Annotated in this window: 17 protein-coding genes; 10 read left to right on the forward strand and 7 right to left on the reverse strand. The window is 54.8% G+C overall.

The genetic code is table 11. The features are described from left to right. Positions 1-11: 11 nt before the first annotated feature. Both hemF and amiA read right to left on the reverse strand, forming a co-directional pair. A complete protein-coding gene (hemF, locus tag ACTU3N_RS11620) occupies positions 12-914 on the reverse strand; it encodes an oxygen-dependent coproporphyrinogen oxidase (RefSeq protein ID WP_443086290.1) in 903 nt (300 codons plus the stop codon). Then, entirely contained in the window at positions 914-1,786 is an 873-nt protein-coding gene (amiA, locus tag ACTU3N_RS11625) for an N-acetylmuramoyl-L-alanine amidase AmiA (RefSeq protein ID WP_443086291.1), read from the reverse strand. The genes hemF and amiA overlap by 1 nt, the downstream gene beginning before the upstream one ends. A gap of 212 nt (positions 1,787-1,998) precedes the next feature. Between amiA and ACTU3N_RS11630 the strand changes: the two genes are divergently transcribed. From ACTU3N_RS11630 to pdxK, 9 genes are all read left to right on the forward strand, one after another. Continuing rightward, the gene (locus ACTU3N_RS11630; protein ID WP_443086292.1) at positions 1,999-2,424 is read left to right on the forward strand and encodes a GNAT family acetyltransferase; all 426 of its coding nucleotides are present in this window, start codon (positions 1,999-2,001) and stop codon (positions 2,422-2,424) included. Between the two features lie 57 nt (positions 2,425-2,481). Beyond that, positions 2,482-3,057: an RpoE-regulated lipoprotein gene (locus ACTU3N_RS11635; protein WP_443086293.1), complete on the forward strand. Its 576-nt coding sequence runs from the start codon at positions 2,482-2,484 to the stop codon at positions 3,055-3,057. Positions 3,058-3,150: 93 nt separating this feature from the next. Next, positions 3,151-4,050, forward strand: coding sequence for a Dyp-type peroxidase (locus ACTU3N_RS11640; protein WP_443086294.1), 900 nt, complete (start codon positions 3,151-3,153; stop codon positions 4,048-4,050). A 153-nt stretch (positions 4,051-4,203) separates the two neighbouring features. Then, positions 4,204-5,220, forward strand: coding sequence for a sulfate ABC transporter substrate-binding protein (locus tag ACTU3N_RS11645; protein WP_443086295.1), 1,017 nt, complete (start codon positions 4,204-4,206; stop codon positions 5,218-5,220). After that, complete coding sequence (gene cysT, locus ACTU3N_RS11650; RefSeq protein ID WP_443086296.1) at positions 5,220-6,050, forward strand: sulfate/thiosulfate ABC transporter permease CysT; 831 nt, start codon at positions 5,220-5,222, stop codon at positions 6,048-6,050. Before ACTU3N_RS11645 ends, cysT begins: the two co-directional genes overlap by 1 nt. After that, entirely contained in the window at positions 6,050-6,925 is an 876-nt protein-coding gene (gene cysW / locus ACTU3N_RS11655) for a sulfate/thiosulfate ABC transporter permease CysW (RefSeq protein WP_443086297.1), read from the forward strand. Before cysT ends, cysW begins: the two co-directional genes overlap by 1 nt. Continuing rightward, positions 6,915-8,009: a sulfate/thiosulfate ABC transporter ATP-binding protein CysA gene (gene cysA / locus ACTU3N_RS11660; protein ID WP_443086298.1), complete on the forward strand. Its 1,095-nt coding sequence runs from the start codon at positions 6,915-6,917 to the stop codon at positions 8,007-8,009. Before cysW ends, cysA begins: the two co-directional genes overlap by 11 nt. A 97-nt stretch (positions 8,010-8,106) precedes the next feature. Next, positions 8,107-9,018 carry a cysteine synthase CysM gene (gene cysM / locus ACTU3N_RS11665; RefSeq protein ID WP_443086299.1) on the forward strand — a complete coding sequence of 304 codons (912 nt, stop codon included), beginning with the start codon at positions 8,107-8,109 and terminating at the stop codon, positions 9,016-9,018. An 18-nt stretch (positions 9,019-9,036) separates the two neighbouring features. Then, positions 9,037-9,876: a pyridoxine/pyridoxal/pyridoxamine kinase gene (gene pdxK, locus ACTU3N_RS11670; RefSeq protein WP_443086300.1), complete on the forward strand. Its 840-nt coding sequence runs from the start codon at positions 9,037-9,039 to the stop codon at positions 9,874-9,876. 45 nt (positions 9,877-9,921) lie between these two features. On the opposite strand, the gene crr is transcribed toward pdxK, so the two are convergent. The 5 genes from crr to cysZ all read right to left on the reverse strand — a co-directional run bounded on the left by crr (position 9,922) and on the right by cysZ (position 14,763). Next, on the reverse strand, positions 9,922-10,431 hold the full coding sequence (crr, locus tag ACTU3N_RS11675; RefSeq protein ID WP_443086301.1) for a PTS glucose transporter subunit IIA: 510 nt from the start codon (positions 10,429-10,431) through the stop codon (positions 9,922-9,924). A 40-nt stretch (positions 10,432-10,471) separates the two neighbouring features. Continuing rightward, a complete protein-coding gene (gene ptsI, locus ACTU3N_RS11680; RefSeq protein ID WP_443086302.1) occupies positions 10,472-12,199 on the reverse strand; it encodes a phosphoenolpyruvate-protein phosphotransferase PtsI in 1,728 nt (575 codons plus the stop codon). Between the two features lie 46 nt (positions 12,200-12,245). Beyond that, a complete protein-coding gene (gene ptsH, locus ACTU3N_RS11685; protein WP_039079738.1) occupies positions 12,246-12,503 on the reverse strand; it encodes a phosphocarrier protein Hpr in 258 nt (85 codons plus the stop codon). A 379-nt stretch (positions 12,504-12,882) separates the two neighbouring features. Further along, positions 12,883-13,854, reverse strand: a complete 972-nt coding sequence (cysK, locus tag ACTU3N_RS11690; protein WP_443086303.1) for a cysteine synthase A — start codon at positions 13,852-13,854, stop codon at positions 12,883-12,885. Between the two features lie 147 nt (positions 13,855-14,001). Further along, positions 14,002-14,763 (reverse strand): sulfate transporter CysZ, encoded by a 762-nt coding sequence (gene cysZ, locus ACTU3N_RS11695; RefSeq protein ID WP_443086304.1) that lies wholly within the window; start codon positions 14,761-14,763, stop codon positions 14,002-14,004. 226 nt (positions 14,764-14,989) lie between these two features. Between cysZ and zipA the strand changes: the two genes are divergently transcribed. Continuing rightward, positions 14,990-15,949: a cell division protein ZipA gene (gene zipA, locus ACTU3N_RS11700; protein ID WP_443086305.1), complete on the forward strand. Its 960-nt coding sequence runs from the start codon at positions 14,990-14,992 to the stop codon at positions 15,947-15,949. Positions 15,950-16,008 lie beyond the last annotated feature (59 nt).

The following is a 16,008-nucleotide window of genomic DNA, read 5'->3' on the forward strand; positions in this document are numbered from 1 at the left end:
CCGGCCAGCATCTACACCCAGTCACGCACCTTGATAAACTCGCTCAGCGCCGCTTCCGGGCTGCCCCCGGCGGGCTGGTAGTTGTATTCCCAGCGCACCAGCGGCGGCATCGACATCAAAATCGACTCGGTGCGCCCGCCGGTTTGCAAACCAAACAGCGTGCCGCGATCCCAGACTAAGTTAAACTCCACGTAGCGCCCGCGGCGATAGAGCTGGAATTCGCGCTCGCGCTCGCCCCACGGGGTGGCTTTGCGCCGCTCGACAATTGGCAGATACGCGTCGATAAAACCGTTGCCCACCGCCTGCATAAATGCAAAGCAGCTATCAAAGTCCGGCGTATTCAGATCGTCAAAAAACAGCCCGCCGATGCCGCGCTGCTCATCACGGTGCTTAAGGTAAAAATAGTCATCGCACCACTTTTTATAGCGCGGGTAGACCTCTTCACCAAACGGCTGACACAGCGCGCGCGCGGTGCGATGCCAGTGGATGGCATCCTCTTCAAAGCCGTAAAAGGGCGTTAAATCAAAACCGCCGCCGAACCACCACACTGGCTCGGCACCGGGTTTCTCGGCAATAAAAAACCGCACGTTGGCATGGCTTGTCGGCACATAGGGGTTGCGCGGGTGTACCACCAGCGAGACGCCCATCGCTTCAAAGCTGCGGCCTGCCAGCTCCGGGCGGTGCGCCGTGGCCGAGGCAGGCATGGCGTCGCCATGCACGTGGGAAAAATTCACGCCAGCCTGTTCGAACACGCCGCCGTCGCGCAATACGCGGCTGCGCCCGCCGCCGCCTGCCGGGCGTTGCCACTCATCTTCGGTGAAGGCCGCGCCGTCAATCGCCGAAAGCTGGCGGCAGATCTCATCTTGCAGGCTAAGCAGCGCGTTTTTTACCGGCGTTACATCGGGTGTTGTCATTAGCGTTTCTTCGTATGGGCTTTGTGATTATCGAACCAGTTAAAATAGCTCAGCACGCCGTCGGCGATAGCACCGGCAATCTTTTGCCGAAACGCAGCGGTGCCAAGCAATTTTTCTTCCGCCGGATTGGTGATAAACGAGGTCTCCACCAGCACCGAGGGGATGGAGGGAGATTTTAGCACCGCAAACGCGGCCTGCTCCGTATGGCGGCTATGCAAACGGTGCACCGGTTTAATCTGCTTAATAATGTGCGAACCCAGCGTCAGGCTATTTTTAATGGTATCGGTTTGTACTAAATCAAACAGCACTTGTTGCAGCAGATGGTCTTTGTCGCGTACTTTTTTGCCCGCAACGTCATCGGCGGCGTTTTCCCGCTCCGAGAGATATTTTGCCATCGCGCTACTTGCGCCACGGTTGGAGAGAGCAAACACCGACGCGCCTGCCGCATTTGGGTTGGTAAAACCATCAGCATGGATAGACATAAACAGATCCGCGCCGTGCTGATGGGCGATTTCTATGCGGTCATACAGCGGAATAAAGGTGTCGTCGCTGCGCGTCAGGCGGGCGTCAATACCTTTTGCCCGCAGCTTTGCGCGAACAATTTTGGCCACCGCCAGCACCACATGCTTCTCTTTTGATCCGCGCTGGCCAATGGCGCCGCTGTCGATGCCGCCGTGGCCAGGATCAAGCATTACGATGCGCCTGGCGCCGGCTTTTTTGGCTTTGGGTTTACTGTGCCCGGTGGTGGTTTTTAATGCTGGCTCGTCTTTCGCGATTGCACGAGACATGCCGGATAATGTCAGGGCGGCAAGGCCCGCTTTCAAAACCTGACGGCGCGATGTGAGTATTTTTAATGGTTTAAAGGTGCTCATACAGCCTGAATCGTGTTATCGATGGAACCTGATGTTATATCGTACAGTGTTCGCCGTTGCGACTGTACGCTTGAATTATTGTTTTACTTTTCATTTCAATGCGTGACAGAGTGATAGTATGCCATTTTTCAGCACAAATGACGCTGCTTATTGGCTAAGGCGGCGCTACACGCCATAATCCCTGTTTTGATGACCAAAAGGTGGGAAATACCATGGAGATACGCGTTTTTCGCCAGGAAGATTTCGAAGAAGTGATCACCCTGTGGGAGCGCTGTGATCTGCTGCGTCCATGGAATGATCCTGAAATGGATATCGAACGCAAAGTGAACCACGATGTGAGCCTGTTTTTGGTGGCTGAAGTGGCCGGTGAGGTCGTGGGGACGGTGATGGGCGGCTATGATGGACACCGCGGCTCCGCTTACTATCTGGGCGTGCACCCGGATTTTCGCGGGCGCGGCATCGCCAATGCGCTGCTCAGTCGGCTGGAGAAAAAGCTGATTGCCAGAGGCTGCCCGAAGCTGCAAATCATGGTGCGCGAAGATAACGATATGGTCATCGGTATGTATGAGCGCCTGGGGTATGAGCAGTCTGACGTGCTGGTGCTGGGTAAACGGCTTATCGAAGATGAAGAGTACTGAACTGTTTGCGTTTGCCGCACTCCAACAGGCGTTAAATGAACAAGAAAGGAACTGTGCATGAAATCCCTGCGTCTCTTTGTCTGTGCGCTGCCGCTGGCGTTAAGCGGCTGTTCAACGCTCTCAGCGGTCAACTGGTCGTCGGCCAATCCGTGGAACTGGTTTGGTTCGTCGGCTGAAGTGAGCGAGCGCGGTGTGGGTGATATCACCGCCAGTACGCCGCTTAATGAGCAGGCGATCAACGATGCGCTGGACGGCGACTATCGCCTGCGTAGCGGCATGAAAACTGAAAAAGGCGCTATCGTGCGCTATTTCGAAGCGTTAAATGACGACAAGCTGGCGCTGGTAATTACTGGTGAAAATGGAACCGTCAGCCGTATTGATGTGCTGGATGATGCTATCGCCACCGACGGCGGCGTGAAAATCGGTACGCCGTTTAGCGAACTTTACGACAAAGCCTTTGGCAACTGCGTGAAAGGTACGGGCGACGACAGCGAAGGCGTGGAGTGCAAAGCGCCGGGCAGTCAGCACATTAGCTATGTGTTTAGCGGCGAGTGGAGCGGGCCTGAAGGGCTAATGCCTGCCGACGACGCGCTGAAAAACTGGACAGTGCGCAAGCTTATCTGGCGTCGTTAAGTTGATCAGAACAATCTGAATCTGGGCAAAAAACAGGTACAATGCTTCCCTTTACAGCCACGGTGATGTGGCGTGTTTTCTTAAGGAGGAGCAATGTCCCAGGTTCAGAGTGGCATTTTGCCAGAGCATTGCCGTGCGGCGATTTGGATCGAAGCCAGCGTCAAAGGGGACAGCGATGCCCTGCGCGCGGGCAGCCGGGCGTTTGCCGATAAACTGGCAGGCTTTCAGGCGGCGTTTCCTGATGCGCACCTCGGCGCGGTGGTGGCGTTTGGTCACACCGTCTGGCGTACGCTAAGCGGCGGTGAAGGCGCCGACGAGCTAAAAGAGTATCCTGCCTACGGTAAAGGCCTGGCCCCGGCCACGCAGCATGATGTGCTTATCCATATTCTTTCCCTGCGCCATGACGTGAACTTCTCTGTGGCGCAGGCCGCGCTGGCAGCCTTTGGCGATGCGCTGGAGGTCAACGAGGAGACCCACGGTTTTCGTTGGGTGGAAGAGCGCGATCTCAGCGGCTTTATTGACGGTACGGAAAACCCGGCGGGTGAAGAGGAGCGGCGCAAGGTCGCTGTTATTCAGGACGGTATCGATGCGGGCGGCAGCTACGTGATGGTCCAGCGCTGGGAACATAACCTGCGCCAGCTCAACCGTATGAGCGTGAGCGAGCAGGAGATGATGATTGGCCGCACTAAAGAGGCCAACGAAGAGATTGATGGCGACCTGCGCCCGCAAACCTCTCATCTGACCCGTGTTGATTTGAAAGAGGACGGCAAGGGGCTGAAAATTGTCCGCCAGAGTCTGCCTTACGGCACTGCCAGCGGCACCCACGGTCTCTACTTCTGCGCCTATTGCGCGCGCCTGTACAATATTGAGCAGCAACTGCTGAGTATGTTTGGCGATACCGACGGCAAACGCGACGCGATGTTACGTTTCACCCGCCCGGTGACCGGCGGATATTACTTTGCGCCGTCGCTGGACAGGTTACTGAATCTCTAAGCGGTTTCCGCTGCCGGGCGTGTTTTCCGCGCCCGGCGTCTTAGACTCCTTTCTTATTCCAAATCACCAAATGGTATATAAAACCGTTACTGCTTTCCCACCCGTTATAAATAAACTGAAGGCTAAAGAGTCATCAGCTTATAAGGGTGCGCAATGGCCAAAAATATACTGAAAAAAGGATCTCTGGCGCTGGCGGTGTTAACGCTGTGGGCGGCGCAGGCACAGGCAACGGAACTGCTCAACAGTTCCTATGATGTGTCGCGCGAGCTGTTCGCCGCCCTTAACACGCCGTTTGAGCAGAAGTGGGCAAAAGATAACGGCGGCGACACGCTGACTATCAAACAGTCCCATGCGGGTTCCTCCAAACAGGCGCTGGCGATTTTGCAGGGCCTGAAAGCCGACGTGGTGACTTACAATCAGGTCACCGACGTGCAGATCCTGCACGACAAAGGCAAACTTATCCCGGCGGACTGGCAAAGCCGTCTGCCCAACAACAGCTCACCGTTCTACTCAACGATGGCGTTTCTGGTGCGTAAAGGTAACCCGAAGGGAATTCACGACTGGAACGATCTGGCGCGTTCTGACGTAAAGCTTATCTTCCCGAATCCAAAAACATCCGGTAATGCGCGCTACACCTTCCTTGCGGCCTGGGGCGCGGCGGATCAGACGAATCAAGGCGATAAAGCCAAAACCGAACAGTTTATGACGCGGTTTTTGAAAAACGTCGAAGTGTTCGATACCGGCGGGCGCGGTGCGACGACCACCTTTGTTGAGCGCGGGCTGGGCGATGTGCTTATCTCTTTTGAATCTGAGGTGAACACCATCCGCAAACAGTACGAAGCGCAGGGCTTTGAAGTCGTCGTGCCGAAGGTCAATATCCTGGCGGAATTCCCGGTAGCGTGGGTGGATAAAAACGTGAAAGCCAACGGCACAGAGAAGGCGGCGAAAGCCTACCTGAACTGGCTCTACAGCCCGCAGGCGCAGAGCATTATCACAGATTACTACTACCGTGTGAATGACCCGCAAGTGATGGCAAAACTGAGCGATAAATTCCCGCAAACTACGCTGTTTCGCGTGGAAGATAAATTCGGCAGCTGGCCTGAGGTGATGAAAACCTATTTTACCAGCGGCGGCGAGCTGGATAAGTTACTGGCGGCGGGGCGTAAGTAATGTTCGCAGGATCGAAACGCGTCCTGCCCGGCTTTGGCTTAAGCCTCGGCAGCAGCTTGTTTTTTGTCTGCCTGATATTGCTGCTGCCGCTGAGCGCGCTGGTGATGCAACTGGCGCAAATGAGCTGGGCGCAGTACTGGGAGGTGGTCACTAACCCGCAGGTGGTGGCGGCGTATAAAGTGACCCTGCTCTCGGCGTTTGTCGCCTCGGTGTTTAACGGGGTGTTTGGCCTGCTGATGGCCTGGATCCTGACCCGTTACCGTTTTCCTGGCCGCACGCTACTGGATGCATTAATGGATTTGCCCTTCGCGCTGCCCACGGCGGTGGCGGGGCTGACGCTGGCCTCTCTTTTCTCCGTCAACGGTTTTTACGGCGAGTGGCTGGCGAAGCTGGATATCAAAGTCACCTATACCTGGTTGGGTATCGCGGTGGCGATGGCGTTTACCAGCATCCCGTTTGTGGTGCGCACCGTGCAACCGGTGCTTGAGGAGCTGGGGCCGGAGTACGAAGAAGCGGCAGAAACGCTGGGCGCGACCCGCTGGCAGAGCTTTCGCAAAGTGGTGCTGCCGGAGCTGTCACCGGCGCTGATGGCGGGCGTGGCGCTCTCTTTTACCCGCAGCCTTGGTGAGTTCGGCGCGGTTATCTTTATCGCCGGGAATATTGCGTGGAAGACAGAAGTCACCTCGCTGATGATTTTTGTGCGTTTGCAGGAGTTTGACTATCCCGCCGCCAGCGCTATTGCTTCGGTTATCCTTGCGGCGTCGCTGCTGCTGCTCTTTTCCATCAACACCTTGCAAAGTCGCTTTGGCCAGCGTGTGGTAGGTCACTAATGGCGGAAATTACGGATTTGAAACGCTACGACAGGCCTCAGGTGAACTGGGGGAAATGGTTTTTGATAGGCACGGGCATCATTTTGTCCGCGTTTATCCTCATCGTGCCGATGGTGTATATCTTCGTGCAGGCGTTCAGTAAAGGACTGCTGCCGGTGCTGCAAAACCTGGCAGATGCCGACATGCTGCATGCCATCTGGCTGACGGTACTGATTGCGCTGATAAGCGTGCCGGTAAACCTGTTGTTCGGTACGCTGCTCGCCTGGCTGGTGACGCGCTTTAACTTCCCTGGCCGCCAGCTACTGCTGACGCTGCTGGATATTCCTTTTGCCGTGTCGCCAGTGGTCGCGGGCCTTGTTTACCTGCTCTTTTATGGCTCCAATGGCCCGCTCGGCGGCTGGCTGGATGCGCATAATCTGCAAATTATGTTTGCCTGGCCGGGAATGGTGCTGGTGACGATTTTCGTGACGTGCCCGTTCGTGGTGCGCGAGCTGGTACCGGTGATGCTCAGCCAGGGAAGCCAGGAAGATGAAGCTGCCATTTTGCTTGGCGCGTCCGGCTGGCAAATGTTCAAACGCGTGACCCTGCCAAATATTCGCTGGGCGTTGCTTTATGGCGTGGTGCTAACTAACGCCCGCGCGATTGGCGAGTTTGGCGCAGTCTCAGTGGTCTCCGGCTCGATTCGCGGCGAAACGCTGTCGCTGCCGCTGCAAATTGAATTACTGGAACAGGATTACAACACGGTCGGTTCCTTTACCGCTGCGGCCCTGCTCACGCTGATGGCTATTTTGACCCTGTTTTTAAAGAGTGCGTTGCAGTGGCGTCTGAACAATCAGGAAAAACGCCTGCAACAGGAGGGAAATCATGAGCATTGAAATTGCGAACATTAAGAAGTCTTTTGGCCGTACCCAGGTGCTGAATGATATCTCGCTGGACATTCCTTCCGGGCAAATGGTGGCGCTGCTGGGGCCGTCCGGCTCCGGGAAAACCACGCTGCTGCGTATTATCGCCGGTCTTGAGCACCAGACCAGCGGGCGCATTCGTTTTCACGGCACGGATGTCAGCCGCCTGCATGCGCGCGAGCGCCGCGTCGGTTTTGTCTTCCAGCACTATGCGCTGTTTCGCCATATGTCGGTGTTCGATAACATCGCCTTTGGTCTGACGGTCCTGCCTAAGCGCGAGCGGCCAAACGCTGTGGCGATCAAAGCCAAAGTCACCCAGCTGCTTGAGATGGTGCAATTGTCCCATCTGGCCGCGCGTTTTCCTGCGCAGCTTTCCGGCGGGCAGAAACAGCGTGTTGCGCTGGCGCGCGCGCTGGCGGTTGAGCCGCAAATTCTTCTGCTGGATGAACCCTTTGGCGCGCTGGACGCGCAGGTGCGTAAAGAGCTACGCCGCTGGCTGCGCCAGTTGCATGAAGAGTTAAAATTCACCAGCGTGTTCGTCACCCACGATCAGGAAGAGGCCACCGAGGTTGCCGACCGGGTGGTGGTGATGAGCCAGGGGAATATTGAGCAGGCGGATGCGCCGGACCGGGTGTGGCGTGAACCGGCGACGCGATTCGTGCTGGAGTTTATGGGCGAGGTCAACCGCTTGCAGGCGACTATCAGCGGCGGGCAGTTCCACGTTGGCGCGCACCGCTGGCCGCTGGGCTACACGCCCGCTTTCCAGGGAGACGTGGATCTCTTTTTGCGCCCGTGGGAGATAGATGTCAGCCGCCGCACCAGCCTGGACTCGCCGCTGCCGGTGCAGGTGCTGGAAGCCAGCCCGAAAGGGCACTATACCCAGCTGGTGGTGCAGCCGCTGGGCTGGAGCCAACAGCCTTTAACCGTGGTGATGCGCGACGAGCTGCCGCCAACGCGCGGCGAGCGGTTATTTGTCGGTTTACAAAACGCCCGGCTGTATAATGGCAACGAGCGCATTGTCCCCCGTGAGGCGCTTGCCCTGGCGCAAACTGCCTGATAGGTTAATCGCACGTGGTTTAGCCGGGGGCGCTATGCTTGCCCGGCCTGTATGCCCGGAAGCATCACGCGACCGGGTTTTTTATTGGACACTGCTCGTGAATACACTTGAACACACCATCGGCAATACGCCGCTGGTCAAACTACAGCGCCTGACGCCGGGCCTGGGTAGCGAAATTTGGGTCAAACTGGAAGGCAATAATCCGGCAGGATCGGTGAAAGACCGTGCTGCGCTGTCAATGATTGCACAGGCGGAAAAGCGCGGAGAGATCAAACCGGGCGATGTGCTGATTGAGGCCACCAGCGGCAATACCGGTATCGCGCTGGCGATGATTGCCGCGCTGAAAGGCTACCGCATGAAATTGCTGATGCCGGACAATATGAGCCAGGAGCGTCGGGCGGCCATGCGGGCCTATGGCGCTGAGCTTATCCTCGTCACAAAAGAGCAGGGGATGGAAGGCGCGCGCGATCTGGCCGCATCAATGGCGGCGCGCGGCGAAGGGAAGCTGCTCGACCAGTTCAACAATCCTGATAACCCTTACGCACACTACACCACCACCGGGCCGGAAATCTGGCAACAGACCGAAGGGCGCATGACGCATTTTGTCTCCAGCATGGGCACCACCGGCACCATCACCGGCGTGTCGCGCTTTCTGCGTGAGCAGGATAAGCACGTCACTATCGTCGGGCTGCAACCGGAAGAGGGCAGCAGCATTCCGGGTATTCGCCGCTGGCCTGCGGCGTATATGCCGGGTATTTATAACGCTGATTTGGTGGATGAAGTGCTGGATATTCACCAGCGTGATGCGGAAAATACCATGCGTGCGCTGGCGGTGCAGGAAGGTATTTTTTGCGGTGTCAGTTCGGGGGGCGCGGTCGCCGGAGCGTTACGCGTGGCGAAAGCGAATCCCGGCGCGGTCGTTGTCGCGATTATCTGCGATCGGGGCGATCGCTATCTGTCCACCGGCGTGTTTGGTGAAGAGAGTTATTCGCAGGGCGCGGGCATTTAACCCGTACAAGGAGAGACAATGGAGATGATCCTGTTCAGGGATAAAACCCGGGCGCAGCAGGCGGATATCGTCGCTGTGCAGTCGCAAGTCGTCTATGGCAGCGTAGGTAACAGTATCGCGGTGCCAAACATTCGCCAGCATCACCTGAATGTGCTGGCCGTACCGACGGTGTTGTTCAGCAATACGCCGCATTACGACACCTTTTATGGCGGCGTGATCCCGGATGAGTGGTTTAGCGGCTACCTGAGGGCGCTGGAAGAGCGTGACGTGCTGCGTAGTGTTAAGGCGGTGACGACAGGTTATATGGGCAGCGCCAGCCAGATAGAACTGCTGGCGCAGTGGCTGGGGCGGCTTCGCGAGCAGCATCCGCAGCTGGTGATATTAGTTGACCCGGTGATTGGCGACACGGATAGCGGTATCTATGTCAAACCGGAAATTCCTGCAGCTTATCGCGAGCATCTGTTGCCGCTGGCGCAGGGGATCACACCGAATGTATTCGAACTGGAAATTTTAAGCGGTAAACCGTGCCGCGACCTGCAAAGCGCAATTAGCGCGGCGCAGGGGTTGCTGTCTGAGACGCTGCACTGGGTAGCTATCACCAGTGCGCCGGTGGAGCCAAAAGACGAGGAAATCCATGTGGTGCTGGTAACGGCAGACGCCGTAACCGTTAGCGGTTATCCGCGCGTGGCAACGGAGCTGAAAGGCACCGGCGACTTGTTTTGTTCGGAGCTGGCAAGCGGCATTGTTCAGGATAAAGGGCTGGATGAGGCGATACGCGCAGCCGGAGAGCGGGTGGTTAAGGTGATGGGGTACACGCAGGAACTGGGCTATGACGAGCTAATTTTACCGCCTGCCTGATATAAAAATGGCGCCGGAGGGCGCCATTTTTGTAGAGCAAATGTCTTACTTCTTGATACGGATAACCGGGGTTTCACCAACGGTTACGCTACCAGACAGTTTGATCAGCTCTTTGATCTCGTCCATGTTGGAGATAACAACCGGCGTCAGCGTGGACTTGGCTTTCTCTTCCAGCAGCGGCAGATCGAATTCGATTACCGGATCGCCAACTTTTACACGCTGGCCTTCTTCTGCGATGCGCTTGAAACCTTCGCCTTTCAGTTCAACGGTGTCGATACCGAAGTGAACGAACAGCTCAATGCCGCTATCTGATTCGATAGAGAAGGCATGGTTAGTTTCAAAGATTTTGCCGATCGTGCCGTCAACTGGCGCTACCATTTTGTTGCCAGTTGGTTTGATGGCGATGCCATCACCAACAATTTTCTCAGCGAACACAACATCAGGTACATCTTCAATGTCGACGATTTCGCCAGAAAGTGGGGCAATGATCTCAACGGTTCCAGTGTCTTTTTTATCATCAGAAACCAGAGATTTCAGTTTATCGAACAAACCCATGATCTTCTCCTAAGCAGTAATTTGGGCCGCATCTCGTGGATTAGCAGATTGTTTTTTCTTCAATGAACTTGTTAACCAGCGTCATTAACTCGTCCGTTGTCGGTTGAGCAAGAGCCTGCTCTGCTAACACCTTCGCATCTTCGAAGTTCGTATTACGGATAATCTTCTTAATGCGCGGGATAGAAATGGCACTCATACTGAATTCATCCAGACCCATCCCCAGCAACAGAAGTGTAGCACGTTCGTCGCCAGCAAGCTCACCACACATGCCAGTCCATTTGCCTTCCGCATGAGAAGCATCAATTACTTGCTTAATCAGGTTGAGTACCGATGGCGACATTGGCTGGTAAAGATGTGAAATCATATCATTACCACGGTCAACTGCCAGGGTGTACTGCGTTAAATCATTGGTGCCGATACTGAAGAAATCAACTTCTTTGGCCAGATGACGAGCAATCGTCGCGGCGGCCGGGGTTTCGACCATCACGCCAATTTCAATTGACTCATCAAACGCTTTGCCTTCATTGCGCAGTTCCTGCTTATAGCCTTCGATCTCTTTTTTCAGCGCACGCACTTCTTCAACAGAGATGATCATCGGGAACATAATACGCAGTTTGCCGAAAGCGGAAGCGCGCAGGATGGCGCGAACCTGATCGCGCAGGATCTCTTTGCGATCCATGGCGATACGAATCGCGCGCCAGCCGAGGAACGGGTTCTCTTCTTTCGGGAAATTCATGTACGGCAGCTCTTTGTCGCCGCCAATGTCCATGGTTCGTACGATCACGGCCTGAGCGCCGCAGGCTTCAGCGACGGCTTTATAAGCCTCAAACTGCTCTTCTTCGGTCGGCAGCGCGTCGCGATCCATAAACAAAAATTCGGTACGGTAAAGACCAACACCTTCAGCGCCATTGCGCTCTGCGCCCGCAACATCGCGCACGGTACCGATGTTGGCGCACACTTCTACCTGGTGGCCATCAAGCGTGATTGCCGGCAAATCTTTCAGTTTCGCCAGTTCCGCTTTCTCTTCGGCAACCTGGGTTTGTACTTTACGCAGCGATTCGATAACGTCGTCGCTCGGGTTAACGTACACTTTGTTGTTAACCGCATCGAGGATCAGATAGTCGCCGTTTTTCACCTGCTGCGTCACGCTGCCGGTGCCAACGATGGCAGGCAGCTCAAGGGAGCGCGCCATGATGGATGTGTGGGAGGTACGACCACCGATATCGGTGATAAAGCCCAGCACTTTTTTCAGATTTAGCTGTGCAGTTTCTGAAGGCGTCAAATCCGCTGCCACCAGAATCACTTCTTCCTGAATCGCGCTCAGGTCGATGATGGGCATACCCAGAATGTTGCGCAGCAGGCGTTTACCGATGTCACGCACGTCGGCCGCGCGCTCTTTCAGGTATTCATCGTCCAGCTCTTCCAGGGCGGATGCCTGACCTTCGATAACTTCATGCGCTGCCGCGTCGGCAGTCATGTTCTTATCTTTAATCAGGGCTATGATTTCCTGCTCCAGCTCCTCATCTTCGAGCAGCATGATGTGCCCTTCAAAGATGGCTTCTTTTTCTTCGCCGAAAGTTTCACCCGCTTTTGTTTTGATCGCTTCAAGCTGTGCCGATGCCATGGCACGACCGCTCAGGAAACGCTCAACTTCCTGGTCAACCTTATCGGCAGAAATTTTTTTCCGGTCGATGACGATCTCGTCTTCTTTCAGCAGCAGTGCTTTGCCGAAAGCGATACCCGGGGATGCTAAAATGCCTGAAATCATAACCCTACCTTTACATGTGACTGATTTGGAAAAGAACTCGCAAAACTTACTCGAGTTCAGCCATCAGTTTTACCAAATGCTCAACTGCTTTTTGTTCATCTTCGCCTTCGGCGGTCAGAGTCACAACGGTACCCTGAGTCAGGCCCAGAGTTTGCAGTTTGAACAGGCTTTTTGCACTAGCGCTTTTGCCGTTGGAAGTCACAGTGATCTCAGACGTGAAGCCTTTTGCTTCTTTAACAAACTGAGCAGCAGGGCGGGTGTGCAGACCGTTCGGAGCGGTAATGGTAACTTCTTGCTGGAACATTGTATTTCCCCAACTTATAGGTTTAGTGTTGTGGAACTAAAGTCTAGCCTGGAGGCATGACTTTAGCCTGTATCGTTAGCGCCGGCGCAACGGAATACGGGCAGAAGGTGGCTGATGCAATCCGCTGCAGGCGCTTCTGGCCGCTGACGTTTCACTCGTCATTAAACATTATGCCGCGAAAGACAGAATTGAACCAAATCATAAAATCGATTCAGCACGATGAAAACTGACTTCGATTAATTTCGCGCTTCAAAATAAAGTGATGGTTAAATACCAGACCCGAAGGTTCCAGGCAATGCCAGGTGGGGTGAAAATTTGATATATGCCACAAAAAAGCACCCCAACGGGTGCTTTTTTGCGCTGTTTTAACAATCTGGCATCACTGTTGCAATTCTTTTTCAGTGAACAGATCCGCAAATAGCGCGGTGCTCAAATAACGCTCGCCGGAAGAGGGTAGGATAACCACAATATTTTTATTGGTAAAGGCCTCATCTTCCTGCAGCTTCAACGCAGCGGCAACCGCCGCCCCGGATGAGATACCTGCAAGAATGCCCTCTTCTTCCATCAGGCGACGCGCGTTGCTGATGGCTTCCTCATTGGTGATGGTCACCACTTTATCAATCAGCTTCAAGTCCAGGTTACCCGGAATGAAGCCAGCGCCGATGCCCTGGATTTTGTGCGGCCCGGGTTTCAGCTCTTCGCCAGCCAGCGCCTGGGTGATAACCGGAGAATCGGTTGGCTCGACCGCCACCGTAATCAAATCGGATTTGCCTTTGGTGTTTTTAATAAAACGCGTCACGCCGGTCAGCGTACCGCCGGTTCCCACGCCAGAGATAAACACATCCACCTGACCGTCGGTATCTTCCCAAATTTCCGGGCCGGTGGTCTTCTCGTGGATTTCCGGGTTAGCCGGGTTACTGAACTGCTGAAGGAGAAGATATTTTGCCGGATCGCTGGCAACAATTTCTTCCGCTTTCTGGATAGCGCCTTTCATGCCTTTCGCGCCTTCGGTCAGCACCAGGTTTGCGCCCAGCGCTTTGAGCAGCTTACGACGCTCAATACTCATGGTTTCCGGCATGGTCAGCGTCAGTTTATAGCCGCGTGCAGCAGCGACATACGCCAGCGCGATACCGGTGTTGCCGCTGGTCGGTTCAACCAGTTCAACACCCGGTTTAAGTACGCCGCGTTTTTCGGCATCCCAAATCATATTGGCACCGATACGGCATTTTACGCTGAAGCTTGGGTTGCGGGACTCGACCTTCGCCAGGATGCGTCCGTTACCGATGCGGTTCAGTCGAACCAGCGGCGTATGACCAATAGTCAACGAGTTGTCTTCAAAAATCTTACTCATAGCCCGTCCTTAACTGTATGAAATTTGGGAACCACCTCAGCATACGCACTTACTGATGATGCGGAAGTAAGGAATTCGCATATCTATATACTGAGGTGAAATAATGCTAACCAGTATGGAATAAGAGAAGGAATAATTCCTTCCCGATTAGCGCCATGCCGCGTGACGATCGCGATAACAATCCACCCACATTGCCGTCGCGCCACATACCGCCACAGGCATCACCACTAAATTCAGAACCGGGATCAGGGTAAACAGACTGGTCAACGCCCCGAACTGCATATTGATAACCTTGCGCTCACGCAATGCGACACGCATGGCTTTAAAGGGCACTTTATGGTTATCGAACGGATAGTCGCAGTACTGGATTGCTAACATCCATGCGCTGAATAGAAACCACACCACCGGAGCGATGGTTTGCCCGACGCCAGGAATAAAATAGAGAAGCAACAGAATAATGGCGCGCGGAAGATACCAGGCCAGTTTTTGCCATTCGCGCTTCATAATGCGCGGCACATCTCTCATCACGCCAAAAATCCCGACGTCCGGCGGCGTTGCGCCAGTGAGCCGCGCTTCTAGCTGCTCTGCCAGCAGGCCGTTAAAAGGCGCCGCTATCCAGTTAGCGATTGTCGAGAAGAAATAACCAAACACCAGAAGAATAGAAATGACGGCAACAGGCCATAGCAGATAGCTCAGCCACTGTAACCAGTCGGGTACGTGGCTCATTAATGAAGGGATCCAGCTACCCAGACGGGTAAAAAGCCACCAAAACGCGCCGCCCATCAATATAATATTGACCAGCAAAGGCATGATCACAAAGCGGCGGATACCGGGCAGGGCAATCAGTTTCCAGCCCTGGGAAAAGTAAAATACGCCGCTGCGTGCTGTTGCCGGGGAAGATGACACCATAATCTGGCTATACTCCTTTCATTAGTGCCGAAAACGGCAGCTTATAATATTCACCGGGAATCTGAAACCCGTTCGGAAATGTTCGAAAAAACAGCAAAAAGCACTATTTAGTCCATCTTTATGCTGTGAAAGTGCCGTGTGTACTTGCACTTGACGTAATGGGCAAATACTCTTAGTAAGTAAAGGTTTGCCGTGGTGGCAAGATGTTAGAACAACAGAGAATATAATGATGCAGGATTTGCGTCTGATATTAATCATTGTTGGCGCGATCGCCATAATTGCATTACTGGTTCACGGTTTCTGGACCAGCCGCAAAGAACGTTCTTCAATGTTCCGCGATCGCCCATTAAAACGCATGAAGTCGAGACGTGACGACGAGTTGTATGACGAGGATGTCGAAGAAGACGAAGGCGTGGGTGAAGTTCGTGTTCATAAAGTGAACACCGCACCGAAAGCGGGGAGCGAACAGGACGCGCCGCGTCAGCAGCCTCAGCATCAATATCAGCCGCCTTATGCGTCGGCACAGCCGCGCCCGTCTGCACCGGCACCGCAAGAAGAACCCGCGCGCCCGCCGCAACCCCAGGCTGAACCGCCGCAACCGGTTCAGCAGCCGACGCCTGCGCCGCAACCTGTGCAGCAGCAACCGGCGCCGCAGCCTGCTGCCGCCCAGCCTGAACTGCCGCCTGAACCTAAAGTGCGTCAGGAACCTGCTCCTGCGCCGGAACCTGAACCCGTCGCGCAAGCGCCAGCTGAAAAACCGCAGCTTAAAGAGACGGTCATTATTATGAACGTGGCCGCGCATCACGGCAGCACGCTCAATGGTGATGTGCTGCTGAACAGTATTCAGCAGGCGGGCTTTAAGTTTGGCGATATGAACATCTTCCATCGTCATCTCAGCCCGGATGGCAGCGGCCCGGCACTTTTTAGCCTGGCGAATATGGTCAATCCCGGTACGTTTGATGTCGAAACGATGAGCGAGCTGGCGACGCCTGGCGTGACTATCTTTATGCAGGTGCCTTCCTATGGCGACGAGTTGCAAAACTTCAAACTGATGCTGCAATCTGCGCAATATATTGCCGACGAAGTGGGCGGTGTGGTGCTGGATGACCAGCGCCGGATGATGACGCCGCAGAAATTGCGTGAATACCAGGATCGTATTCGTGAGGTCAAAGACGCTAACGCATAATGGATGCGATACGTTATTTCTCTCCAGAACCCCCGCCAGTCGGGGGTTTTTTATCATTG

The organism is Vagococcus sp. WN89Y, from assembly GCF_052220145.1.
Taxonomy (GTDB): domain Bacteria; phylum Pseudomonadota; class Gammaproteobacteria; order Enterobacterales; family Enterobacteriaceae; genus Kosakonia.